The organism is Nocardia nova NBRC 15556, assembly GCF_001613005.1.
In the GTDB taxonomy this organism is placed as follows: Bacteria; Actinomycetota; Actinomycetes; order Mycobacteriales; family Mycobacteriaceae; genus Nocardia; species Nocardia nova.
The window spans coordinates 46,847-69,247 of record NZ_BDBN01000041.1 but is presented as its reverse complement, the minus strand read 5'-3'; the positions used below and the strand labels follow the sequence as shown (position 1 = coordinate 69,247).

At 67.9% G+C, this 22,401-nt stretch carries 22 protein-coding genes; 13 read left to right on the top strand and 9 right to left on the bottom strand.

The genetic code is table 11. The features are described from left to right. Positions 1 to 20 precede the first annotated feature (20 nt). On the top strand, positions 21 to 944 hold the full coding sequence (locus NN2_RS17915; RefSeq protein ID WP_063015092.1) for an SDR family oxidoreductase: 924 nt from the start codon (positions 21 to 23) through the stop codon (positions 942 to 944). A 596-nt stretch (positions 945 to 1,540) separates the two neighbouring features. Here NN2_RS17915 and NN2_RS17910 read toward each other — a convergent pair. Next, complete coding sequence (locus NN2_RS17910) at positions 1,541 to 2,974, bottom strand: FtsW/RodA/SpoVE family cell cycle protein (RefSeq protein ID WP_063015090.1); 1,434 nt, start codon at positions 2,972 to 2,974, stop codon at positions 1,541 to 1,543. A 111-nt stretch (positions 2,975 to 3,085) separates the two neighbouring features. Here NN2_RS17910 and NN2_RS17905 point away from each other — a divergent pair, with 111 nt between their 5' ends. The 3 genes from NN2_RS17905 to NN2_RS17895 all read left to right on the top strand — a co-directional run bounded on the left by NN2_RS17905 (position 3,086) and on the right by NN2_RS17895 (position 6,294). Beyond that, a complete protein-coding gene (locus NN2_RS17905) occupies positions 3,086 to 4,954 on the top strand; it encodes a Na+/H+ antiporter (RefSeq protein WP_063015088.1) in 1,869 nt (622 codons plus the stop codon). Positions 4,955 to 4,977: 23 nt separating this feature from the next. Beyond that, positions 4,978 to 5,604 carry a TetR/AcrR family transcriptional regulator gene (locus tag NN2_RS17900; RefSeq protein WP_030514473.1) on the top strand — a complete coding sequence of 209 codons (627 nt, stop codon included), beginning with the start codon at positions 4,978 to 4,980 and terminating at the stop codon, positions 5,602 to 5,604. 90 nt (positions 5,605 to 5,694) lie between these two features. Then, a complete protein-coding gene (locus NN2_RS17895) occupies positions 5,695 to 6,294 on the top strand; it encodes a dihydrofolate reductase family protein (protein WP_063015086.1) in 600 nt (199 codons plus the stop codon). Here the strand turns inward: NN2_RS17895 and NN2_RS17890 are convergent. Further along, the gene (locus tag NN2_RS17890) at positions 6,276 to 7,052 is read right to left on the bottom strand and encodes a TetR/AcrR family transcriptional regulator (protein WP_051755675.1); all 777 of its coding nucleotides are present in this window, start codon (positions 7,050 to 7,052) and stop codon (positions 6,276 to 6,278) included. The two genes, NN2_RS17895 and NN2_RS17890, sit on opposite strands and share 19 nt — an antisense overlap. A 53-nt stretch (positions 7,053 to 7,105) precedes the next feature. Here NN2_RS17890 and NN2_RS17885 point away from each other — a divergent pair, with 53 nt between their 5' ends. After that, positions 7,106 to 8,587 (top strand): MFS transporter, encoded by a 1,482-nt coding sequence (locus NN2_RS17885; protein WP_063015084.1) that lies wholly within the window; start codon positions 7,106 to 7,108, stop codon positions 8,585 to 8,587. Between the two features lie 6 nt (positions 8,588 to 8,593). Here NN2_RS17885 and NN2_RS17880 read toward each other — a convergent pair whose 3' ends face one another. From NN2_RS17880 to NN2_RS17870, 3 genes are all read right to left on the bottom strand, one after another. Next, entirely contained in the window at positions 8,594 to 9,181 is a 588-nt protein-coding gene (locus NN2_RS17880; protein WP_063015082.1) for a hypothetical protein, read from the bottom strand. Then, the gene (locus tag NN2_RS17875) at positions 9,178 to 9,558 is read right to left on the bottom strand and encodes a hypothetical protein (protein ID WP_063015080.1); all 381 of its coding nucleotides are present in this window, start codon (positions 9,556 to 9,558) and stop codon (positions 9,178 to 9,180) included. The genes NN2_RS17880 and NN2_RS17875 overlap by 4 nt, the downstream gene beginning before the upstream one ends. 278 nt (positions 9,559 to 9,836) lie before the next feature. Next, complete coding sequence (locus NN2_RS17870) at positions 9,837 to 11,312, bottom strand: DHA2 family efflux MFS transporter permease subunit (RefSeq protein ID WP_174554982.1); 1,476 nt, start codon at positions 11,310 to 11,312, stop codon at positions 9,837 to 9,839. On the opposite strand from NN2_RS17870, the gene NN2_RS39260 reads away from it, so the two are divergent. From NN2_RS39260 to NN2_RS17845, 5 genes are all read left to right on the top strand, one after another. Next, complete coding sequence (locus tag NN2_RS39260) at positions 11,220 to 11,810, top strand: NfeD C-terminal domain-containing protein (RefSeq protein WP_501193552.1); 591 nt, start codon at positions 11,220 to 11,222, stop codon at positions 11,808 to 11,810. The genes NN2_RS17870 and NN2_RS39260 overlap by 93 nt on opposite strands. A gap of 14 nt (positions 11,811 to 11,824) precedes the next feature. Next, the gene (locus NN2_RS17860; protein ID WP_082857061.1) at positions 11,825 to 12,931 is read left to right on the top strand and encodes an SPFH domain-containing protein; all 1,107 of its coding nucleotides are present in this window, start codon (positions 11,825 to 11,827) and stop codon (positions 12,929 to 12,931) included. Between the two features lie 33 nt (positions 12,932 to 12,964). Further along, on the top strand, positions 12,965 to 13,348 hold the full coding sequence (locus NN2_RS17855) for a cold-shock protein (RefSeq protein WP_063910793.1): 384 nt from the start codon (positions 12,965 to 12,967) through the stop codon (positions 13,346 to 13,348). 128 nt (positions 13,349 to 13,476) lie between these two features. Further along, entirely contained in the window at positions 13,477 to 14,571 is a 1,095-nt protein-coding gene (locus NN2_RS17850; protein WP_197521878.1) for an ATP-dependent DNA ligase, read from the top strand. Next, positions 14,568 to 15,608: a DNA polymerase domain-containing protein gene (locus tag NN2_RS17845; RefSeq protein ID WP_063015078.1), complete on the top strand. Its 1,041-nt coding sequence runs from the start codon at positions 14,568 to 14,570 to the stop codon at positions 15,606 to 15,608. The genes NN2_RS17850 and NN2_RS17845 overlap by 4 nt, the downstream gene beginning before the upstream one ends. 25 nt (positions 15,609 to 15,633) lie before the next feature. On the opposite strand, the gene NN2_RS17840 is transcribed toward NN2_RS17845, so the two are convergent. From NN2_RS17840 to NN2_RS17830, 3 genes are all read right to left on the bottom strand, one after another. Beyond that, the gene (locus tag NN2_RS17840; protein WP_051755639.1) at positions 15,634 to 16,290 is read right to left on the bottom strand and encodes a TetR/AcrR family transcriptional regulator; all 657 of its coding nucleotides are present in this window, start codon (positions 16,288 to 16,290) and stop codon (positions 15,634 to 15,636) included. Beyond that, positions 16,274 to 17,419, bottom strand: coding sequence for an acyl-CoA dehydrogenase family protein (locus tag NN2_RS17835; protein WP_063015076.1), 1,146 nt, complete (start codon positions 17,417 to 17,419; stop codon positions 16,274 to 16,276). Before NN2_RS17835 ends, NN2_RS17840 begins: the two co-directional genes overlap by 17 nt. 92 nt (positions 17,420 to 17,511) lie before the next feature. Then, positions 17,512 to 18,234 (bottom strand): TetR/AcrR family transcriptional regulator, encoded by a 723-nt coding sequence (locus tag NN2_RS17830; RefSeq protein WP_063015074.1) that lies wholly within the window; start codon positions 18,232 to 18,234, stop codon positions 17,512 to 17,514. 213 nt (positions 18,235 to 18,447) lie between these two features. Here NN2_RS17830 and NN2_RS17825 point away from each other — a divergent pair, with 213 nt between their 5' ends. From NN2_RS17825 to NN2_RS17815, 3 genes are all read left to right on the top strand, one after another. Beyond that, the gene (locus tag NN2_RS17825) at positions 18,448 to 19,305 is read left to right on the top strand and encodes an alpha/beta fold hydrolase (RefSeq protein ID WP_063015072.1); all 858 of its coding nucleotides are present in this window, start codon (positions 18,448 to 18,450) and stop codon (positions 19,303 to 19,305) included. Between the two features lie 82 nt (positions 19,306 to 19,387). After that, positions 19,388 to 20,869: an SDR family NAD(P)-dependent oxidoreductase gene (locus NN2_RS17820; RefSeq protein WP_063015070.1), complete on the top strand. Its 1,482-nt coding sequence runs from the start codon at positions 19,388 to 19,390 to the stop codon at positions 20,867 to 20,869. Positions 20,870 to 21,345: 476 nt separating this feature from the next. Continuing rightward, on the top strand, positions 21,346 to 21,729 hold the full coding sequence (locus tag NN2_RS17815) for a DUF2784 domain-containing protein (protein ID WP_228793512.1): 384 nt from the start codon (positions 21,346 to 21,348) through the stop codon (positions 21,727 to 21,729). Positions 21,730 to 21,743: 14 nt separating this feature from the next. On the opposite strand, the gene NN2_RS17810 is transcribed toward NN2_RS17815, so the two are convergent. Further along, positions 21,744 to 22,316 carry a TetR/AcrR family transcriptional regulator gene (locus tag NN2_RS17810; protein ID WP_030514491.1) on the bottom strand — a complete coding sequence of 191 codons (573 nt, stop codon included), beginning with the start codon at positions 22,314 to 22,316 and terminating at the stop codon, positions 21,744 to 21,746. Positions 22,317 to 22,401 lie beyond the last annotated feature (85 nt).

Genomic DNA, 22,401 nt, shown 5'->3' with positions numbered 1-22,401 from the left:
CATCGAGAAAGAGACTGCTCGTGCGCGTCTTCGTTACCGGAGCATCCGGCTGGATCGGCTCCCCCACGGTCGACGAACTACTCGCCGCTGGTCACGAAGTGACCGGCCTCGCCCGCTCCGACGCCACCGCCGCCGCGCTCGCGGCCAAGGGCGCCCAGGTCCGGCGCGGTGACCTCGACGACCTCACCGGTATCCGCGCAGGTGCCGCAGATGCTGAGGCGGTGATCCATCTGGCGAACAAACATGACTTCGACAACCCCGCGGTGTCCAACCGCGCCGAGCGAGCCGCGATCGAGGCGATCGGAGAGACGCTCGCCGATTCGGGCCGACCGTTCCTGTTCGCTTCCGGCATCATGCCCATCGGCGGCCGCACTCTCACAGAGGACGACGCCTCACCGTTCCACGGTGTCGATACACCCCGCGGCGGTGGCGAGAACCTTGCGCTGGGCTATCTCAGCCGCGATGTGCACGTGGTCGCGGTGCGGTTCGCCCCGACCACGCACGGCGTCGGTGACAACGGGCTCATGAGCAGACTCGTCGCGATCGCCCGCGAGAAAGGCGTCGCTGGTTACGTGGGCGAGGGGACGAACCGCTGGCCGGCGGTGTACCGCTCCGACGCCGCACGACTCGTCCGTCTCGGACTGGAGAAGGCGTCGGCGGGCGCGATCCTGCACGTCGTCGGAGAGGAAGGTGTCCCCACACGACAGATCGCCGAGGCGATCGGCCGGGCCCTCGACGTCCCCGTCACGTCGGTCGCAGCCCAGGACGTGCCCGCTCACTTCGGCTGGCTCGGCGGCTTCTTCGGTATGGACCTCCCCGCTTCCAGCGCCCGCACTCAGGAGCTCCTCGGCTGGACACCCACCGGCCCTACCCTGCTGCACGACCTCGACACCGGCGCCTACTCCCACGCCCAACACCACGATCCGGTGATGGGTTCCCGTTAGATGCGAAGATTTCCCGCTTAACGGGAACGCGAATGCCCCTGGTCAGAGCTGCACCGGTTTGTTCCCAGGTCACGACCCTATACGGCCATTGCCCCTATCTGGCGTATTCGGGTCGCACCCTTCGATGTGAACGCACCTCGCCGTTATGGCGAGGTGGCCGACATTGCGGCAGATTCCCTGGAGTAGCGGGCCCCGACCTCGTCGGAGGTTGATCAGCGACCCGGCCGCCGACGCGCGGCCGGGTCGCTGTCGGCTTGATACCGGCGCAGCCCCTCGTCGGACACCCTGGCGTACTTCGCGAGGCTTCGCACCGACGGTAGGACAGCCTCGCCCGCCCGGTCACCGTGTCGATGTCGTTGGTGGCCGCCGAGGGACGGGCCTTTCGGTCGGTGAGGAACAGCGGACCGCTCTTGCGGCCGGCCAGCATGCGCGGCAACAACCGCCGCATGTCGCGGGCACCGGCAGCCACAGCACGATCCGCGCCTACGCGGTGGCCGCCACCCAGATCGAGCGGTTCCTCACCGGCCGGCTTCCGGACAACCTCGTCCGCCGAGCACGGTGAGCGTGCGCCGCGAGTCGTTGCGGCGCAACGGTTGTCAGCGTGAGCGCGGTCGGCGGATGTGTTCGGTCATGGCCTCGGCGATCGGCGCCGGTGGGGGCGCGGCCGGTGCGGCCTGGGTGCGCCCGTCGTGGGAGATGCGGATCAGCAGTGCCACGATCACATAATTGGCCAGCAGCGACGATCCGCCGTAGGACATGAACGGCGTGGTCAGTCCGGTCAGTGGAATCAGCTTCGTCACACCGCCCACGACGACGAACAACTGCCAGCCCACCGAGAACGCGAGCCCGCCGCCGAGCAGTTTCCCGAACGCGTCCCGCGTGGCCAGAGCCGCCGCGAAGCCGCGCACGGTGATCACCCCGAACAGCAGAATCACCGCCGTCAGCCCGAACAACCCCAACTCCTCACCGATGGTGGAGATGATGAAGTCGGTTTTGGCGAACGGCACCTCCTGCGGCCGGCCCGCCCCGAGCCCGGTCCCCCACAGCCCGCCGGTTCCCAGCCCGAACAACCCCTGCGCGATCTGATAGCCGTTGGTGTAATAGGTGGCCATCGGATCCTCCCAGACCCGCACCCGCACCCGCACGTGCGCGAACAGGTGATAGGCGACCACCGCGCCGACGGCGAACATCGCCACCCCGATCAGCAGCCACGACGCCCGCCCGGTCGCGATGTACACCATCGCCAGCACCGTGCCGAACACCAGCAGCGAGAACCCCAGGTTCTTCTCGTACACCAGCACCAGCACCGACACGAACGTCACCACCAGCAGCGGCCCCAGATCACGCAGTCGCGGCACCGTGAAACCCAGCACCCGCCGCCCGGCCGCGCCGAACAGATCGCGGTTGGCCACCAGGAACGCCGCCACGAAGATCAGCAGCAGCACCTTGGCGAATTCGCCGGGCTGAATCGAGAACCCGGAGAACAGGATCCAGCTCTTACCGCCGTTGACCTCGCTGAAGCGAGCGGGCAGCACCGCCGGAATCAGCAATGCCACCACACCCGCCAGCCCGCACGTGTAGGCGTAGCGCGCCGGCTGCGTGTGATTGCGCACCACCACCAGCACGAGCGCGAACAACGCGATACCGGCTGCCGTCCAGATCAATTGGTGCGCGGCGTCCGAAGAGGGCGCGGCCGTCCCCTTGGCGGCGGCGCTCGCGGCCTCGGCCCGGTCGAGCCGGTCGATCAACACCAGCCCGAGACCGTTGAGCAACACCACGCACGGCAGGATCACCGGGTCGGCGTTGCCGGCGAACTGCCGCACCGCCAGGTGCGCCAGCAGCGTCAACGCGGCGAACACCAGCAACGACCACTGCAGCGATCGGCCGTCGTCACCCCCCGCGGCCGCGGACATGATCCACGCCGCGATCCCCACCACGACCACCGCCGCGGCACACAACGTCAATTCCGTACGCCGCGGCCGACCGCGCACGATCGGTCCCGACGACATCCCGGTCCGCAGCGCATTCATCGTGTCCAGTATGCGGATCCCCGCCGCCGCGCGCCGACCGGCCGCACCCGCCCGGATCGTCCCCGGTGCCCGGATGCGCGTGCGACCAGGCGTAACTGGCACGATGGGCGGGTGCATATCGCGTTCGGGGTTGTGGCCGTGCTCGCCGTGGCGGTCGCGCTGGCGGCGCTGGCCCGCCGGATCGGCATGGCCGAACCGCTGCTGCTCACCGTCGCCGGGGTCGTCGCCTCCTACCTGCCGTTCGTCCCGCAGATCGATATCGATCCGGAGTGGGTGCTGCTGGGTCTGCTTCCACCGCTGCTGTACACGGCCTCGATCAGCACCTCGCTGCTGGAATTCAAACCGAAGAAGGTCTCGATCACCCTGCTCTCGGTCGGGCTGGTACTGGCCACCACCTTCGCGGTCGCGGCGGTGGTATGGCGACTGCTGCCGGTGCCGTTCGCGGCCGCGGTCGCCCTCGGCGCGATCGTCGCGCCGCCGGACGCGGTGGCCGCCATCGCGGTGGCCCGCCGGGTCGGGATGCCGCGGCGCATCGTCACCCTGCTCGAGGGCGAATCGCTGTTCAACGACGCCACCGCGCTGGTGGCGTTGCGCACCGCGATCGCGGCGATGGCGGGCAGTTTCAGTGTGTGGCAGGCCGGCGGCGACTTCGTCTACGCGGCCGCCGGCGGCGCGGTGATCGGCATCGCCGCGGCCGCGGTGCTGGTGTTGGTGCGACGCCGCATCACCGATCCGGTGCTGGACACGGGTGTGTCGCTGCTGGCGCCGTTCGCGGCCTATCTGCCCGCCGAGGCCGCGCACGCCTCCGGGGTGATCGCGGTGGTGGTGTGCGGTCTGATCCTGGGCCAGGGTGCCCCGGTGTGGCAGTCGGCGGCCTCGCGCGTCGCCGAGCGCACCAACTGGCGCACCATCCAATTCCTGTTGGAGAGCGCGGTATTCCTGCTGATCGGCCTGCAGGTGCGCCATATCGTCGACGACGCCTGGAACAGCGGGCTCGACCACGCCACCATCGTGTTCACCGCCCTCGCGGTGCTGGTCACCGTCATCGTGGTGCGCCCGATCTGGGTTTTCCCCGCCACCTACTTCTCGTGGTTCGTCGAAAGCCGCCCACGCGGCAATCCCAAACCGGCGTGGACCGGTCCCGCGGTGGTGGCGTGGGCCGGGATGCGCGGCGTGGTCACCCTCGCCGCGGCCACCCTGCTGCCCGACGACACCCCGCAGCTGGCGACACTGAAACTGCTCGCCCTCGTCGTGGTCGGCGGAACGCTACTGCTGCAAGGTATTTCGCTGCCCGCGCTGGTGCGGCTGCTGCAACTGCGCGGTCCCAGCCGCGCCGAGGACGCCCTGCAGGAGGCCGCGCTGCTGCAGCAGGCCACCGCCGCCGGACTCGAGGCCCTCGACGACGCGGTCGCCCCCGAAACCCCACCCGAGGTGGTGGCGAGCCTGCGCGACCGGGTCGCGCGGCGCACCCACGCGGCGTGGGAGCAACTCGGGCGCGCGGAATCGGTGCGCGTCACCCCGAGCGGCGAATACCGGCGGCTGCGCCTGGTGATGCTGCACGCCGAACGCGAGGCGGTGCTGCGCGCCCGCGACGGCGGCGGTATCGATCACGAAGTCCTCGAGCAGGTGATGACCGCGATCGATCTGGAAGAGTCCACGATCGACCGGATCAGCGAGGCCGACGACGACGAGGCCGCCGGTCCGCTCGCGGCCCCGGTCTCCGGCGGCTGCGAACATCTCGTCGCCGCCCCGCACACCCACACCCCCGACCACCCGGACTACTGTTCCGAATGCGTCGCCGAGGGGCTGACGTGGGTGCATCTGCGCATGTGCCTGACCTGCGGGCATATCGCCTGCTGCGATTCCTCGGTCGGCAATCACGCCACCAAGCACTTCCACACCACGACGCATCCGGTGATGCGCAGCGTGGAGCCCGGCGAGAAATGGCGCTGGTGTTATGTCGACGAAATCCTGGGCTGAACCCACCCGTTAGGCTCGGGAACGTGCGAACAGGTCAGGACTCCGCCGACAACGACACCCGCATCTGGGGTGGTACCACGCTCACCGAACGCCGCGAGGCGCGCCGGACCGCGTTGCTGGAGGCCGCGTTGGACCTGATCGGCGAGGCCGGCGCGGGCGCGGTCACCATGCGCGCGGTGTGCCGGCGCGCGGGCCTGACCGACCGCTACTTCTACGAAAGCTTCACCGGCCGCGACGATCTGCTCGACGTGCTCTACCGGCAGGTCGCCGACGACTTCCGCGAACCGATGACCTCCTTCGCCGCGGCCGCCGACCCCGACCGCGACCGCGAACTGGCGACGGTGCTGGTCGACAAGGTGCTGGCCGATCCCCGCAAATCGCGGCTGTTTCTGGTCGAACCGTATTCGAGCACCGGATTGGGCCAGACCACCATCGCGGTGATGCCGACGTTCACCCGGCTCATCCAGGATCACCTGTTCACCGATATCGGCGATCCGATGCGGCGGCGGATGGCGGCGGTCACCATGGCCTCGGGCAATGCCGGACTGTTCGCGGCCTGGCTCAACGGCTCCCTGCGCGCCGACCGCGAGCAGGTGGTGAACCATCTGGTCGCGGTGATCGGGGCCTACCGGTCGATGTATCGCGACTGACTCCCGCCCCGGCGCCGATGATTTCCGGGCGCGGCTGCCGTCTGTCTCGGTGAGAGCCGGGTCCGGCGCGAGAGCCGAAGGAGCGAACAGATGGCGACAGTGGTGTGCGGGGCGAGCATGTCCCTCGACGGATATATCGCCGGGCCGGACGAGTCCGGATTCGAGCATCTGTTCGCGTGGTACGAGGCCGGCGACCGAACCTACCCCAGTACCCATCCGGAGGTGCGGTTCTCGCTGACCGACGTCGACTACGACCATGTCAGCGCCTACCTCGACGCGGTCGGCGTGTTCGTGGTCGGGCGCCGGCTGTTCGACCTCACCGACGGCTGGGGCGGCGTGCATCCGTTCGACCGGCCGATAGTCGTTGTCACCCACCACATTCCGCAGGAATGGATCGACTCCCATCCCGGGGCGCCGTTCACCTTCGTCACCGACGGTATCGAGGCCGCCGTCGAGCGCGCCGCCCCCCTCGCCGGCGGCCGGGCGGTGGGCGTCAACGGCGGCACGATGGCGCGCCAGGCGCTCGAGGCCGGACTGCTCGACGAGATCTGGATCGATCTGGTGCCGGTGCTACTGGGCGGCGGCACACCGATGTTCGATCATCTCGGCGCCGCACCGCAGCTGCTGGAGGATCCGGTCGTCCTGGCGGGCAGCCGGGTCACCCACCTGCGTTATCGGGTGCGCCGCTGAGTGCCGGGGTGCGGCTGCTCGGTATCCGGTGCCGGGCCGGGGCGGCCCAGATCGGCCGTGGGTGCCTCACCCAGGCGCGCGGCCATCCCGTCCAGGACACAGACCAGCCCGAAGTCGAATGCGAGCGCTCGCGCGACTTCCGGATCCTGCGGTAGCGCGTCGCGGTAGTCGGCTCGCAGTTGCGGGTAGTCCGCGGCCAGCTGGTCCATCGAGGCGAGCACCGATTGGTGGTCGACCTCACCGCCGACGGCCTTGCGGTACGTCAACTCCGGAATCACCTGTCCCAGAATGAAACTCATCACCAGGGCGCTGGCCAGATAGACGTCGGTGCCGTCGAATCCGGCCCGCAGGCAGGTGCGGCGCAGCCGGTCGGTGAGCGCGAAGGCGTTGGGGCCGACACTGGGCAGCTGCCCGAGCAGACTCGCCGCCCACGGATGGGAGCGGATCGTGGCGCGCAGGCTGTAGGCGAAGGTGGTGAACACCTCCCGCCAGCTCGTGCGGTCGGGATCGGGGATCTTGACCAGGCCCCAGACCTCGTCGAGCGCCAATTCCAGCAGTTCGTCCTTGTTGGCCACATACCAGTAGAGACTGGTCGCGCCGGCATTGAGGCGGGCGCCGAGTTTGCGCATGCTCAGCGCCTCGAGGCCGTCGGCATCGAGCAGTTCCACAGTGGCCGCGACGATCTGTTCGCGGGTCAGCCCCGACCTCCTGGGCGGGCGGGCCTGCCGCGTCCACACCGAGCTGAACGGTTTGGTCACGGCACCACTGTAATTGCCTCGCACACTGTTCGAGTTTATCGTACGCTGCTCGAGTGGAATCGAACACTGTACGAGAACCCGCGGAGACGACCCCGCGCGATCCCCGCCGCTGGTGGATCCTGGGCGTGCTCTGCCTGTCCCTGCTGGTGCTGATGATCGACGGCACCGTCCTCAACCTGGCCATTCCGTCACTGATCCGGGAACTGGGCGCGAGCCCCTCCGACATCCAGTGGATCCTCGACGCCTATGTCCTCGTCTTCGCCGGACTCCTGCTCACCGCCGGCAGCCTGTCCGACCGGTTCGGCCGCCGCCGCATGCTCATCACCGGACTCGCGGTATTCGGCGCGGCGTCACTGCTGGCCGTCCTGGCCGACGAACCGTGGCAGGTGATCGCCGCCCGCGCCGCCATGGGCGTCGGCGGATCGCTGCTCATGCCCTCGACACTGTCGATCCTGATGACGACCTTCGAGGAGGACGAACGCCGCAAGGCGATGGCCGGCTGGTCCACGGTGTCCATGGTCGGCATCGTGCTCGGCCCCACCCTGGGCGGCTTTCTGCTGCAGCACTTCTGGTGGGGGTCGGTCTTCCTGCTCAACATCCCCGTCGCGATCGTCGCGATCATCGCCGCGGTGGTACTGATGCCCGAAACCTACGGGCAGCAACGCCCCGTCGACCTGGTCGGGGTGCTGCTGTCGATCGCGGCGCTCACCGCGACCGTCTACGTGATCATCGAACGCGAATGGAACATCCCCGTCATCGCACTCGCGGTGGTGGCCGCGGCCGGATTCACCTACTGGGAATACCGCTCCCCGCATCCGATGCTGCCGCTGGCGGTGTTCCGCAATCGCGACTTCACCGGCACCTGCCTGACGCTGCTGCTGATGGTGTTCGGCATGGGCGCGGTGATGCTGATGCTCACCCAGTACCTGCAGTTCGTCCTCGGATACGGCCCGATGAAAGCCGGGCTGGCACTGCTGCCGTACGCCGTGGCCGCGACGGTGTGCAACGGACTGGGCGCCACGCTCGGCAAGAAGTTGAGCAACAAGACCCTGATCGTCGCGGGCTTGGCGGTGATGGCGGGGGCGTTCGTCATCCTCGCCAACGCCGACAGCTACGCGTGGGTGCTGGCCTCCATGCTGGTGATGGGTATCGGCGGCGGCCTGGCCGGTCCCGCGGCCTATGCCGCGATCATGAGCGCGATCCCGCTCGAACACGCCGGTGTCGGCTCGGCGATGAACGACACCGTCCAGCAGGTCGGAATGGCGGTCAGCATCGCGGTGCTCGGCAGTGTGCTGGCGGGCGTGTTCACCTCGCATATGCCCGCCGATGCTCCCGACGCGGCGCGCGAGAACATCGGCAACGCTTTCGCCCTCGGCTTCGGCGAACCGGCCAAGTCGGCGTTCACCACCGCCATGTCCTACGGAGCATGGATCAGCGCCGGTTTCAGTCTCGCGGCCGCCCTGCTGGGCCTGATCCTGCTGCGACACCGCGCGGCGCAACCGGCTGCGCAACCCGAACCGGCGCAGGCGAGCTGAGCGCGGTCACGCCACGGCACGCGGATCGGTCCCCGCGGCACGCGCGGGGACCGATACCGTTGGGCGCAAGGCATTGTCGGGCAGCCACCGGGAGAACCGTCCCACCACTTCCAGCGCGCCCAGCCCCACGTATCCGGCCAGCACGCTTTCGGCCAGCGTCATATCGTCCTCGGGCAAACCGTAGACCGAGACGAGCAGACCTAGCCGCGGTCCCGGCGCGAGCACCGCGCGGCCCGAGCCCGGCAGAGCCGTCTCCTCGACCAGCGCCGGACATCCCGAATGCAGTACGAGTGCGGCCTGCACTCCCAGCGACAAATCACGAATACGCGGACGATGGCCCGCCGCCGCGGCGCAGATCAGCGAGCCGGGCAGCAACTCGGCGCCGCCCAGATACCCCGGCTCGACGGCGCGCCAGCGCTGCACAGGCGGGAAATGATCGCAGTCCGGGCGACCCGACCAGCGGCGATACGCCCGTTCCAGCAGCACCTCGGTCGCGTCCCGGCAACCGGACTCGTTCACGACCACGGCCCGCATCCGCAGTTGCCGGCACCGCAGCCGATCGGGCCGGGCCCGTTCGATATCGGCGATACTCATAGCCCACCGCCACTGTCGAATTCGGAACGCAGGGATTTCGTCCGCACCGCGGCGACGCTGCGCACCCGCCCCGGGGCCGGAGTGTGGGCCCGCCGCCACGCCGAGACGAACAGGGCGAATCCGCCCGCCACAGCGATGATCACGGCGAGCATCGCCAGGACCAGCGGTGTCGTCGCCGCCGCGTCGGTGCGGCCCGCCCCGCTCGCGCGGATCAGCATCGCCGCGAGCAACGGACCGAGCAGGGCGAGTCCGGCGCCGGTGAGCAGCAGGCCGCCGGTGGTCAACGCTTCCGGGGTCAGTGAGGCGCGAACGGGCGTGGCGGTTTTCGTACTCACCGATTCGGTTCGCGATCCCAGCAAACTCTTGCGCAACGGCATGACCGCCCCTTTCGTTCACCCGCTCGTCAGTGCATTTGAACTGGGAATTCAAACGTACAACTCGAAACGCCACGGGTTCATCCAAAGTGATCCAACTGTCACCGGAACGTTGGCAGCAATTCAGCAGCGACCAGCGTCGAGACACCTCGGGCTACAGCGCGGAAACGACGCATGCCGCCCGGGCGGACCCGAAGGTCACGCCCGGGCGGCATGCGGTGCGTTCGTGCATCCGGTGCACGAACGCGGTGGGCGAACGAGGGCTCGGCGGCCCTCGCCGGTCAGTGCCCCATCAGCACCGGTGCGTCGGCATCTTCCTGGGGCAGTTTCGGTTTGGAGCGCGGCAGGAACGCCGCCGGGATCAGCGTCACCAGAACCAGCACCAGGGCGACGATGTAGGTGTGCGCGTAGGCGGTCGCCGCTTGGTCGAAGCCGGTGTCGAGTTGCTCGGGCGGCACCTTCTGCGCGATGGTCGGATCGAACTGCGATCCGATCGCCGCCTGCGCCAGCGGTTTGTTCTCCAGCATGTTGGTCAGCAGCACCGACATGGTCGCCGTGCCGATCGAACCGGCCGCCTGGTTGACGATGTTCATCAGCGTCGAACCCCGGGCCACCTGTGCGTGGGTCAGCGTCTGGATCGCGGCGGTCATGGTCGGCATCATCGTGCACCCCATGCCCAGCCCCATCACGAACAACGCCACACACATCAGCGGCAGCGAGGTGTCGGCCGAGAGCTGGGTGAAGAACAGCATGCTCACCGCGATGACGGTCAGACCGCTCATCACCACCTTGCCGGGGCCGATCTTGTCGACCAGCTTGCCGCCGATAGGCATCGTGACCATCGCGCCCAGACCCTGTGGTGCGATGAGCAATCCGGTCACCAGTGTCGACTTACCCTGCACCTGCTGCAGATAGCTGGGCAGCAGCAGGCCGGAGCCGAAGAACGCCACCGCGAAGAACACCGCGGTCAGTACGGCGAAGGTCAGCTGGCGATTGCGGAACAGATGCAGATCGATCAGCGGATGTTCGGTGCGCAGCGCGTGGAAGACGAAACCGACCATCAGCACCAGGCCGATCGCGGCCGGCACCAGCACCCGCGCCGAGGCCACCGTGTGCTGTTCGGGAATCGAGGACACACCGAACAGGAACAGCGCCAACCCCGGTGACGCGAGCAGCATCCCGAGGAAGTCGAACGATTCCGAGGGTTCGGGCCGGTCCGACGGCAGCACCACGACCGCCAGGATCAACGCCACCACACCCACGGGCAGGTTGATCAGGAAGATCCAGTGCCAGCTGAAACTGCCGATCAGCCAGCCACCGAGAATGGGCCCGAGAATCGGCCCCAGCAGCATCGGCACACCGAGGACCGCCATCACGCGGCCGATCCGCTGCGGTCCGGCCGCGTGGGTCATGATCGTCATACCCAGTGGCATCAGCATGCCGCCGCCGAGGCCCTGCACCACGCGGAAGGCGATGAGCGACTCGATGTTCCAGGCCGTGGAACACAGCACCGAGCCGAGAATGAAGAACGTCAGCGCCAGAATGTAGAGACGTTTGGTGCCGAATCGGTCGGCAGCCCAGCCCGTCAGCGGGATCACGCTGGCCAGGGCCAGGGTGTAGCCGGTCATCGTCCAGGCCGCGATGGCGTAGCTGGTGTCGAATTCGTGCTGGAACGTCGGCAGTGCGACGGTTACGACGGTCACGTCCAGGATCGACATGATCGCGCCGAGCACGACCACACCGGCTACCTTGAACACCGCGGCATCGAGTGTGTCGGAAGCGGGATCCGACGTCGCCGCAGGAATATCCGGAGGAGAGGTGACCGCTTCAGCCTGCCAGGTGACCGATCGCTTGACCAGCCCCCGTTCCCAGGGGAGGCCATATCGAAACCTCCGACTTTTCGCGCCCGATTCGTCCGTTCCCACCGTTATCTTGCCGCCCGCGGCGCGGTCCCGGCGCGCGCACTACATTGGTCTCCATCCGTTCATTCGTTGTCCGGCAAGGAGTTCCCCGCGATAGAAGACCCGGTACTCGGTTCGACCGGTAGGCTCACATCGCCGATCCGGGGCGCAGGCATGCTCGGGGAGGTCCTGGTCGCGATCAGAGGGGGCACCGAGCTGTACATCGCGCGATCCACCGAACCCTTGGATGCCGGCACCACCGTACTCGTGGTCGAGGTGCATCCCGGCCGGATCGTCGATGTCGTCGAGTGGATCCCGCTGGATGTCGGACCGGGTGGGGATACAACGAAATAACAAGGGAGACACCAGTGCTGGGCTATCACGTGCCCGATCCCGACGAGGCCATGCTGATCAGCGGCGGCCGCGCCAAGGACAACGCCCCCTTCCGCGTCATCACCGGCCACGGCGCCTGGGTGATGCCGTTCTTCCGCAAGGTCAGCTACCTATCGCTGGCGATGTTCGAATCCGAGATCCAGGAACGCTGCGTCACCCGTCAGGCCATCCAGCTCGACGTGCGCGCGGTCATCGCCTTCAAGGTCGCCAACGACACCCAGTCCGTGGTCAACGCCGCACAGCGATTCCTGTCCGAACAGGAACGCGAGATGTCGGTGCTGACCGGGCGCATCTTCTCCGGCCATCTGCGCTCCATCGTCGGTTCCATGACCGTCGAGGAGATCATCCGCGAACGCCAGAAACTCGCCGACGAGGTCCTGGTCGCGTCCAAGGTGGAGATGAGCAATATCGGACTGTGGGTCGACTCGTTCCAGATCCAGTCCATCGACGACGGCGGACTCGGCTACATCGCCGCCCTCGCCGCACCGCACAACGCCGCCGTTCAGCGCGACGCCCAGATCGCTCAGGCCGCCGCCGCCCAGCTCGCCGCCCAAGCCGAACAGGAATCGCTGCGCAAACAGGCGGAATATCAACGCCAGACCGCGATTCTGCAGGCCGAATACCAGCGCGATATCGACAAGGCCAAAGCCGAGGCCAGTCAGGCCGGCCCCCTCGCCGAAGCCATCGCCCTGCAGGAAGTGCTCACCGCCCAGGCCGAACGCGCCCGCAAGGAAGCACAGCTGCGCGAACAGCAACTGCAGGCCGAGGTCGTCAAACCCGCCCAAGCCGAAGCCGAACGCGTGCGCGTACTCGCCCAGGCCGAGGCCGACCGCACCCGCATCCAGGCCGACGCCGCGGCCTCCAACAACCGGATCGCGTTGGACCAGTTGCTGATCGAGCAGCTGCCCGAAATCGTCAAACAGGCCGCGCTCGGCCTGTCCAACGCCAATCTGACCGTCCTCAACGGACCCGACGGCGTCGGCGAATTGGTCAACGGAATGGTCGGGCAGGGACTGACGGTATTCAACTCGCTGCAAAAGGCTCTTTCCACCGACAACCACTCCGGGGCACCGATAGAGTGACCGCACACGGACGGCAATGAGGAGCAGGTGTAGGTGTCGATCGGGAAATTGGTGTCCTTCGACAGTTCTCGGGGGTTCGGATTCATCCGTCCCGAAGACGGCGGGCCGGACGTATTCGTTCACGTGAACGACATCGGATTGGACGAGGACGAACTGCGGCAGGGGCGAGTATTCGAATTCGAGGTCACCGAGGGTGATCGAGGACCCAAGGCGGTCAACCTGACTGCGGTCGGCGGCACACCGGCGCCGCCGCGGCATCGCGGCCGCGGCACCGGCCAGCTCACCGCCGCCGAACACAAACGGCTGATCACCGAATTGCTGCTCGACGCCAGTCCCGCCCTCACCGCCGGCGAGATCATCACCATCCGCGACCGGCTCGCCGAATTCGCCGACCAGCACGGCTGGCTGGAGAACTGACCGGACCGGGCGAATGTCCCGCGACCGCGGATGCGGCTCTCGGCCTACGATCATGACGACGGTGCCGGGCGATGAATTTCTCCCGCCCGCACCGTCGGCATGGGTGAGACCGACCCGAGGAGGATCGCGTGGACCTGCCCGTCATGCCGCCGGTGAAACCGATGCTGGCCAAATCCGCCGGTGCCCTGCCCCGCGAGGACACCCTCCTCTACGAGCCCAAATGGGACGGCTTCCGGTGCATCGTCTTTCGGGACGGCACCGATATCGAACTCGGTTCCCGCAACGACCGGCCACTCACCCGCTATTTCCCGGAAGTGGTGCGGCTGCTGGACACGGCGCTACCACCGCGATGCGTCCTCGACGGCGAAATCGTCGTCGTCACCGAACACGGCCTCGATTTCGATGTCCTGCAGAACCGCCTGCACCCCGCGGCCTCACGAGTGAACAAACTCAGCGTCGAAACACCCGCGAGCTTCGTCGCCTTCGACCTGCTCGCCCTCGGCGACGAGGACCTGACCACCAGGCCCTTCCACGAACGCCGGCAGCTGCTGGAATCCATCCTCGACACCCCGCACGAGGGCATCCACCTCACACCCGTCACCTCCGACCCCGACACCGCCCAGGACTGGTTCACCCGATTCGAGGGCGCCGGCTTCGACGGCGTGATGGTCAAATCCCGCGACCTGCCCTATATGCAGGACAAACGCGTCATGGTCAAGGTCAAACACGAACGCACCGCCGACTGCGTCGTCGCCGGATTCCGCTGGCACAAGGACGGCCAGGGCGTCGGCTCACTGCTGCTGGGCCTCTACGACGAGGACGGCCATCTGCACCACGTCGGCGTCGCCAGCAGCTTCACCGCCGCCCGCCGCAAACAACTCGTCGACGAACTCGCACCGCTGCGCGAGGGCGCACTCGACAACCATCCCTGGCGCAACTGGGCCGACGCCGCCGCACAAGCCAAGGCCGAAGGCAAGATGCCCGGCGGCATCAGCCGCTGGACCGGCGGCAAGGACCTGTCCTGGGAACCACTGCGACCCGAACTCGTCGCCGAGGTCCGCTACGAACACCTCATGGCCGGGCGATTACGCCACGGCGGGCGCCTGGTCCGCTTCCGCGACGACCGCACCCCGCAATCGTGCACCTACGCCCAACTCGAAGAGGTCGCGCCCGCCGAACTCGCCGACGTCTTCACCGCCGCGAAAGCGCAGGCCCAGCCGTGAGCGAAGCCATCGACATCGACACCGACGGCGTGACCGTCCGCATCAGCAACCCGGACAAGATCTATTTCAGCAAACGCGGCGAAACCAAACTCGACCTCGTGCGCTACTACCAGGCCGTCGCCGAACCACTGCTGCGCACCATCGGCAACCGGCCCGTGCTGCTCGAACGCTATCCCGACGGCGCCGGCGGCAAATCCTGGTTCCAGAAACGCGTCCCGAAATCGGTCCCCGACTGGCTGCAGACCGTGCAGGTCTCCACACCCAACGGCACCGCCAGCGACGCCCTGGTCGCCGCCGACCTCGCCCACATCCTCTGGGCGGTCAACCTCGGCTGCCTCGGCTTCCACGTCTGGCCCAATCACGTTCCCGCGGGCGGCGTTCCGGCCCGCACCGAAGGCGAGATCGGCGACCTCGACATCAGCGACGAACTGCGCATCGACCTCGATCCCTCCCCCGGCATCGGCTTCGACGAGTTGCGCCACGTCGCCGTGCTCACCCGCGAACTGCTCGCCGAACTCGGCATCGACGCCCGCGTCAAGACCTCCGGATCCCGCGGCCTGCACATCTACGCCGTCCTCGAACCCGTCTGGGACGGCTACCAGGTCCGCGCCGCCGCGGTCGCCATGGCCCGCGAACTCGAACGCCGCCACCCCGACCTGATCACCGCCAACTGGTGGAAAGAGGAACGCGGACAACGCGTCTTCATCGACTACAACCAGAACGCGCCACACAAGACCGTCTTCGGCGCCTGGTGCGTGCGCCCCAAGGTCGGCGCCCAGGTCTCCACCCCCATCGCCTGGGACGCACTCGATGCGATCGTCCCCGACGAACTGACCATCGCCACAGTCCCCGAGCGGCTCGCCGCATCCGGCGACCCCTGGGCCGACCGCACCCCGCAATCGATCCAGCCACTACTCGAAATGTCGCGCCGCGACTTCGATTCCGGCCTGCTCGACGCCCCCTGGCCACCGAACTACCCGAAGATGCCCAACGAACCACCGCGCGTCCAACCCAGCCGCGCCCGCACCCCCGGCTGAGAACCACGCCGCGCCGGGTGCGCCGTCAGCGGGCCTGTTCGATCCGCGGAAACGTGGTCTGCACCAACGCCATCAACACATCCGCGAGCAGATGATGCACCTGCTCACGATTCAAGCTGCGGCGCGTAATCCATTCGCGCCCAGCGGTTTTCACCATACCGCTGTAGGCGCGGACCAGGGCCCGCAACTCGTCGTCACGCGCCGATCCGGACAGGCCCACCATCTCCAGCAGCCGGTCCGCCGCGGCGTCGTCGGCCTCGTCCAGGATGCGCTGCACCTCCGGATCGTCCCCGATACCCTCGTGCCCGGTCACCTTCACCCAGGTACTGCCCAACCCGCTGATCGTGTCCAGCAGCCACGACACACTCGCATCCACCCGCTCCCGCGGCGTACCGGTCGGCATCACCATGTAATCGGCGCGCGGCAACGTCACCATCCGCCGCACCACCGCCAGATACAGATCGCGCTTGTTGCCGAAATAGTGATTGATCAGCCCGCGCGCCACCCCGGCGCGCTGCGCGAGTTCAGCGGTCGACACCGCCGCATACGGACGTTCGCCGAACATCTCGATGGCGCAGGCCAGAATCTGCGCGCGCCGTTCGTCCGGCTCCAGCCGGCGCCGCCGAGCCGAATCGGCATCGGCCGGCACCGGCTGGGTCGTGGTCTCAGAGTGAGCGGGCAATGAGATCCTTCATCACCTCGTTGGAACCGGCGAGGATGCGCAGCACGCGCGCACCGGTGTACAGCTGGGAAATCGGGTACTCCGTCATGTATCCATAGCCACCGAACAGTTGCAGACAGCGGTCCACCACAATACCCAACTGGTCGGTAAGCCAGTACTTCGACATCGCAGCGGTGGGAATATCCAGCTCACCCCGCAGATGCTTCCCGATCGCATCATCCAGGAACGTCCGGCTCACCCGCGCGATCGTCGCGCACTCGGCCAGCTCGAACTTCGTGTTCTGCATCGCGAACAGCGGCTTGCCGAAAGCCTCACGGCCCTTGGTGTATTCGACGGTCAACTCCACCGCCCGCTCCATCATCGACACCGCCATGATCGCGGTCACCAGCCGCTCCTGCGCCAGCAGCTGCATCATCTGATAGAAGCCCTGCCCCTCGGCCTCACCCAGCAGATTCGACGCCGGCACCCGCAGGCCGTCGAAGAACAGCTCCGCGGTGTCCTGCGCCTTGCCGCCGATCTTGTTCAGGATCCGGCCGCGCCGGAAGCCGGGCGTCTCATCGCTCACCTCGGCGAAGATCAGCGACACACCCGCCGCACCCTTCGTCGGATCGGTCTTGGCCGCGATGATGATGCCGTCGCACAGCCAGCCGTTGGAGATGAAGATCTTCGACCCGGTGATCACGTACTCGTCACCCTCGCGCACCGCGCGGGTCTTGATGTTCTGCAGGTCCGAACCCGTCCCCGGCTCGGTCATACCGATCGACAGCACCATCTCACCGCCGGCCGCCTTCGGCAGCACCCGCCGCTTGAGGTCCTCGGTCCCGAAATGATGGATGTAGGGCGCGATGATCGACGAATGCACCGGCATACCCAGTGAACCGTCCCCGGCATAGGACTGCGCCTCGATCAACGCCGCCTCGTGCGCGAAAGTGCCACCGCCACCGCCGTATTCGGACGGAATCGCGGCACACAGCAGGCCCAGCTCACCCGCCCGGTTGTACAGCTCGCGGTCCGGATGGCCCTGCGCGACGAACTTCTCCTCGTTCGGCAGGACTTCCTTCTCGAAAAAGGTCTTCGCCAGATCCCGGACGGCCTCGACCTCATCGTCGCTCCACGCGGCGCGCGCCATCGTTACTTCCTTCGTCTCGTACCCGGAACCGGACCGCACCGGCCCCGCGCACCAGCCTGTCGCACTATTGGCGGCATGTCAACAACGTGGGTTCAGTGCGCCTCCCGCGCGATATTCGCCTCCGCCAGCGTGCTGAAAATCGGAACCTCCGGATCCGCCACGATCCGCTGCCGCCGCAGAAACCCGTCGATCAGTGACCAGACCAACTCGGTCAGCTCCGCGACGAAATCCGCACTGCTCCGCCGCGGCGACTCCGCCCCCTCGAGCCACAGATCCGTCGTCGCCACCACCACGCCGACGACCGCCCGCGCCAGATAGTCCAAACCCGCCGTCTCGATCGGCACCGCCTCCGCGATCGATTGCGCGAGCTTCGCGAACCGCCGCGCCGCATCGCGCCCCAGATCGAACTGCAGCACCGCCCCCACCGCCTTTCCCCCCGACCTGCTCGCCTGCGCCGTCTGCACCACCGGCGCCTGCATCAGAAACCGAAAGACATTGGGATGCTGAAGAATTCCGGCCGCATACGCGGTGAACACCCGCCGCAGCGCGGGCCGCGGCGGCTGCAGCAGCAACGTCATATCCTGCCCGGCGGCCGCGAACGCGTCGCGCGACATCCGATCGGCGATCTCGGTGTACAGATCCGCCTTGTCCGCGAACTGCCGATACAACCGCGGCTTCGTCATCCCCGCCGCACGCGCGATGTCGTCCATACTCGGCTGCGGGCCGTCCCGGTCGATCACCCGGATCGCCGCATCGACGATCTCCTCCCGCGTGACCCGAGGCGCGGCAGCTCGCCGGCCGACCCGAGACACCATGGGTACCTCCCCAGCCGAGCGAACAGTCGCACCCACGTTACACGTACCGCCGGTACGAAATCGATGACCGCCCCGTGCACCAGCCGAAATGGGGGCTGAATAAGGAGATACCCCACCGAGGTCCGCCGACCGACAGCCGATCGCGTACTGTCGCTACCGTTGACCGTACCGGCAGTACGAGCGGCTCCGACCCCGCGCTCACGAGGTAGACCGATGAACCCAGCCCGCACCCCCTCCCGCCACCGCACCGTCACCGCCCCCGGCGGCGACCTCGCCGTCTACGAATACGGCCACCCCCAGGCCGACACCATCGTGCTCATCCCCGGCATCACCGACACCCATCGCATCTGGAACCGGGTCGCCACCGGACTCGCCGACAGCTTCCACGTGGTCACCTACGACGTCCGCGGCCACGGCCGCTCCAGCGCACCCACCCGCACCCACCGCTACCGCCTGCCCCACCTCGCCGACGACCTCTTCGCCGTCCTCGACGCCGTCAGCCCCCGCACACCGGTCCACCTCGCCGGCCACGGCTGGGGCGCGATCCAACTCTGGTACGCCCTCGGCGACCCGCGCGCCAACACCCGCATCGCCTCCGCCACCGCGCTGTCGGCGCCCCACCTCGACCACCTCGCCCTCGCACTGCGCGATCTCCGCTGCCCCCGCAGCCCCTGGTGGCGGCTCCCGCGCCTGAGCTGGCTGGTTCTCGGCCGCCGCCTCCTGCACTGGCCCCGCCTGCGCGCCCGGGTCCTCCCGCAGGCCACCACCTGGCCCGCCGACCTGCTGGCCGGCGCCCGCATCGTCGCCGCCAACCTCGCCCACCACCTGCGCCATCCGCGCCCGCAACACACCGCCGTGCCGGTCCAACTCATCCTCGACCGGGCCGACACCGCCGCCCTGCCCAGCCTGCGTGCCCATATCCGCCGCGACGTCGACCGCCTCTGGCTGCGCGAACTGCCCGCCGATCCCTGGCTGCCGCTGACCGAACCCCTGCTGGTCGTCGAAGCCATCGCCAACTTCATCGACGATCAGCACACCGACCACCGGCCCATCCACTACACCCCGCGCTGAGGAGCCCCGGCAGCCTCCAACAGCCGCGATGCGACAATAGGCGTCGCACATTCCCGCACACGAAGGATCATCCGGCAGCACGATGGCTGAGCACACCACGACGAACGCGCCCACCACTCCCCTGCCGGACACCATCGATCCCGAGGAACTCGCGATCTGCCTGCGCGTCCTCGACCAGGCCGCACTGCTCGACGACGACAACCCCGATTCCATCGCGGTGCAGCGTGCGGTCGGGCACATGTTCAAGAGACTGAAGCGGCGCCGCCGCACTCAGGCCCGCGACGCCGTCGCCGCCGCCGACCGGGCGGTGGTCGCCGCCACCGCCACCGGCTCCCCGAACCGCATCGACGACGAGACCGCCGGCATCCCGCTCTCCACGTCCGTCGACGGCGACGCCGCCGGCACCCTGCTGCGCCCGCGGCCCTGCTACATCTGCAAACAGCGCTACACCCGCGTCGACCGGTTCTACCACCAGCTCTGCCCGGACTGCGCCGCCCGCAACCATGCCAAACGCGATGCCCGCACCGACCTGTCCGGCCGCCGCGCGCTGCTCACCGGCGGCCGCGCCAAGATCGGCATGTACATCGCCCTGCGACTGCTGCGCGACGGCGCCCACACCACGGTCACCACCCGCTTCCCCAACGACGCGATCCGCCGCTTCACCGCCCAGCCCGACAGCGCCGAATGGCTGCACCGGCTGCGGATCGTCGGCATCGACCTGCGCGATCCGGCCCAGGTCGTCGCCTTGGCCGACGATGTCGCCGCGCAAGGGCCGCTGGACATCATCATCAACAACGCCGCCCAGACCGTCCGGCGCTCGGCCGGCGCCTACGCCGCACTGGTCGAGGCCGAATCCGCCCCGCTCCCCGCCGGCGAACTGCCCGACACCATCACCTTCGGCCACACCACCCAGGCCCATCCGAACGCACTCACCGCGTCCCTGCACTCCGTGCCGGCACCGACCTCCCTGTCCGCCGCCGAGGTCACCGATCTCGCACTGGTCGCGGGATCGGCCACGCCCGAACGCATTTCGCGCGGTGTGGCGATCGACGCCGGTGGCTTGGTACCCGATCTGGCCCACACCAACAGCTGGGTGCAGACCGTCGCCGAGGTCGACGCCACCGAACTGCTCGAAGTGCAGCTGTGCAACTCGACCGCACCGTTCCTGCTTATCTCCCGGCTGCGGCCCGCCCTCGCCGCATCACCGGCCCGCCGCAAGTACATCGTCAACGTCTCGGCCATGGAAGGTGTGTTCAGCCGCGGCTACAAGGGCCCCGGCCACCCGCACACCAATATGGCCAAGGCCGCGCTCAACATGCTCACCCGCACCAGCGCCCGCGAGATGTTCGAAACCGACCGCATCCTCATGACCGCCGTCGACACCGGCTGGATCACCGACGAGCGCCCGCACTACACCAAGCTCCGCCTCGCCGAGGAGGGCTTCCACGCTCCCCTCGACCTCGTGGACGGCGCCGCCCGCGTCTACGACCCGATCGTGCGCGGGGAAGACGGCGACGACCTCTTCGGCTGCTTCCTCAAGGACTACGAGCCGTCCAACTGGTGACCACCCGGCCCCGTCGTGGCTGTTCTGTAGGGGTGAGTTTGCGGTGTGTCCGGGTGGCACGCGTCAGGGGACCCATGTTTAGATGCGCATATCGACGTATCGATATTGAATATGGCTTCCGGGCGCCTTGAGGACATTCCTGCAGCTCCGACACGACTCGAATCACCTCGTGGTGAAAGCACTGCAGGCGCTTCCTCCCTCCCAGCCGGCCGGCCCGTACTCCCCCACGGAAGGCCACGGCGCTTTCTCCATGTCGTTGGCCTTGTCCGATATGGACCGCTCCCCCATGTGTCGGCCGAGACCCATGCCGGGCGATTAATCGTTTAATGCGCATATGTGCGTACCAGTATCCTTTAACGCTCCGAGTCGCCGACCGCGGCCGGAAGGCCGTGGGAGACACGGTCGTTCACCCGGCAGGCGCCGACGCCCGAATCCCCGCGCACGCCGGCGACAAGCGCCCTAATCTGGATTACGTGATGTACCGGCTGCTGGCAGATGCCACCGCGGGTGTGCATTTTCTGTTCATCGCCTACCTCGTCGTCGGCGGATTCGTCGCGTGGCGGTGGCGTTGGACGATCTGGACCCATATCGCCGCGGTGGCCTGGGGTTTCAGCACGGTACTCATCGGGGTCGACTGCCCCCTGACCTACCTTGAGACGTGGGCCCGGGAACGCGGCGGCGAAGCCGGCCTACCGTCGACCGGCTTCATCGACTACTACATCACCGGGGTGCTCTACCCCCGCAGCGCTCTGGATCTCGTACGCATACTGGTCGTCGTGCTGGTGGCGGTGTCGTGGATCGGCTTCGTCCGGCTCGGTAGGCGGCGGCGGTACCGCTCGCACCACGCAGTCGCCGAATAGCGCACCCGCGCGAGCTATTCCCGGCTCATCGCTCGCACCGCACGGACGACGTCGTCGCCGGTCAGCTGATCACCCGCGGGCGCGATCAGCCACTGCAGCGCCATACCTTGGAACAGCGCGAAATAGAGCTTGGCGACGGCGCGGGCATCGCCGGCCGACAACTCCGGATGAACTTCGCGCAGGGGCTCGACGAGTGCGGCATAGACCTCCTCGGTCGCACCCGAGAAGTACTCCTGGGATTCCGGCGACCGGGCCACTCGCACCCCGTTCTCGAAGCTGAGAATCAGCTCGTCCGGATGGTTCTGGATGACGTCCAGCATGCCGTTCCACGTGGCCTCCAGCGACTGCGCCAGGGTCCGCCCCTCCCCCGCGTCCCGGATGGCCGCCTCCATACCGCGGCCGATCTCGTCACCGGTCGCCTCGGCGATGGCCTCGGCGACCAACCGATCCTTGGTACCGAAGTGGTAGCCGATGGCCGCCAGGCTGACCCCGGCCGCGCCGGCGATGTCGCGCGCGGTCACCTTGGCGAGACCTCGCTCCAGAATCGCCTTCCTCGCCCCTGCCAACAGATCCTCTCGATTACCCATAAGCCCAGGTTACAACGTCTTAGACACTTGTACTAGACAAGCGTGCCAACCATATGGCACATTTGTCTAAGACGTTCGGACCAAC

What these genes read in the sequence shown, in the direction of transcription:
- NN2_RS17895 (WP_063015086.1), top strand. Translation starts at nt 5,695, where the DNA reads ATGGCGACAGTGGTGTGCGGGGCGAGCATGTCCCTCGACGGATATATC.
- NN2_RS17835 (WP_063015076.1), bottom strand. Translation starts at nt 17,419, where the DNA reads ATGGCGCGCGCCGCGTGGAGCGACGATGAGGTCGAGGCCGTCCGGGAT.
- NN2_RS17910 (WP_063015090.1), bottom strand. Translation starts at nt 2,974, where the DNA reads ATGAATGCGCTGCGGACCGGGATGTCGTCGGGACCGATCGTGCGCGGT.
- NN2_RS17815 (WP_228793512.1), top strand. Translation starts at nt 21,346, where the DNA reads ATGTACCGGCTGCTGGCAGATGCCACCGCGGGTGTGCATTTTCTGTTC.
- NN2_RS17830 (WP_063015074.1), bottom strand. Translation starts at nt 18,234, where the DNA reads ATGGTGTCTCGGGTCGGCCGGCGAGCTGCCGCGCCTCGGGTCACGCGG.
- NN2_RS17875 (WP_063015080.1), bottom strand. Translation starts at nt 9,558, where the DNA reads ATGCCGTTGCGCAAGAGTTTGCTGGGATCGCGAACCGAATCGGTGAGT.
- NN2_RS17880 (WP_063015082.1), bottom strand. Translation starts at nt 9,181, where the DNA reads ATGAGTATCGCCGATATCGAACGGGCCCGGCCCGATCGGCTGCGGTGC.
- NN2_RS17825 (WP_063015072.1), top strand. Translation starts at nt 18,448, where the DNA reads ATGAACCCAGCCCGCACCCCCTCCCGCCACCGCACCGTCACCGCCCCC.
- NN2_RS17810 (WP_030514491.1), bottom strand. Translation starts at nt 22,316, where the DNA reads ATGGGTAATCGAGAGGATCTGTTGGCAGGGGCGAGGAAGGCGATTCTG.
- NN2_RS17820 (WP_063015070.1), top strand. Translation starts at nt 19,388, where the DNA reads ATGGCTGAGCACACCACGACGAACGCGCCCACCACTCCCCTGCCGGAC.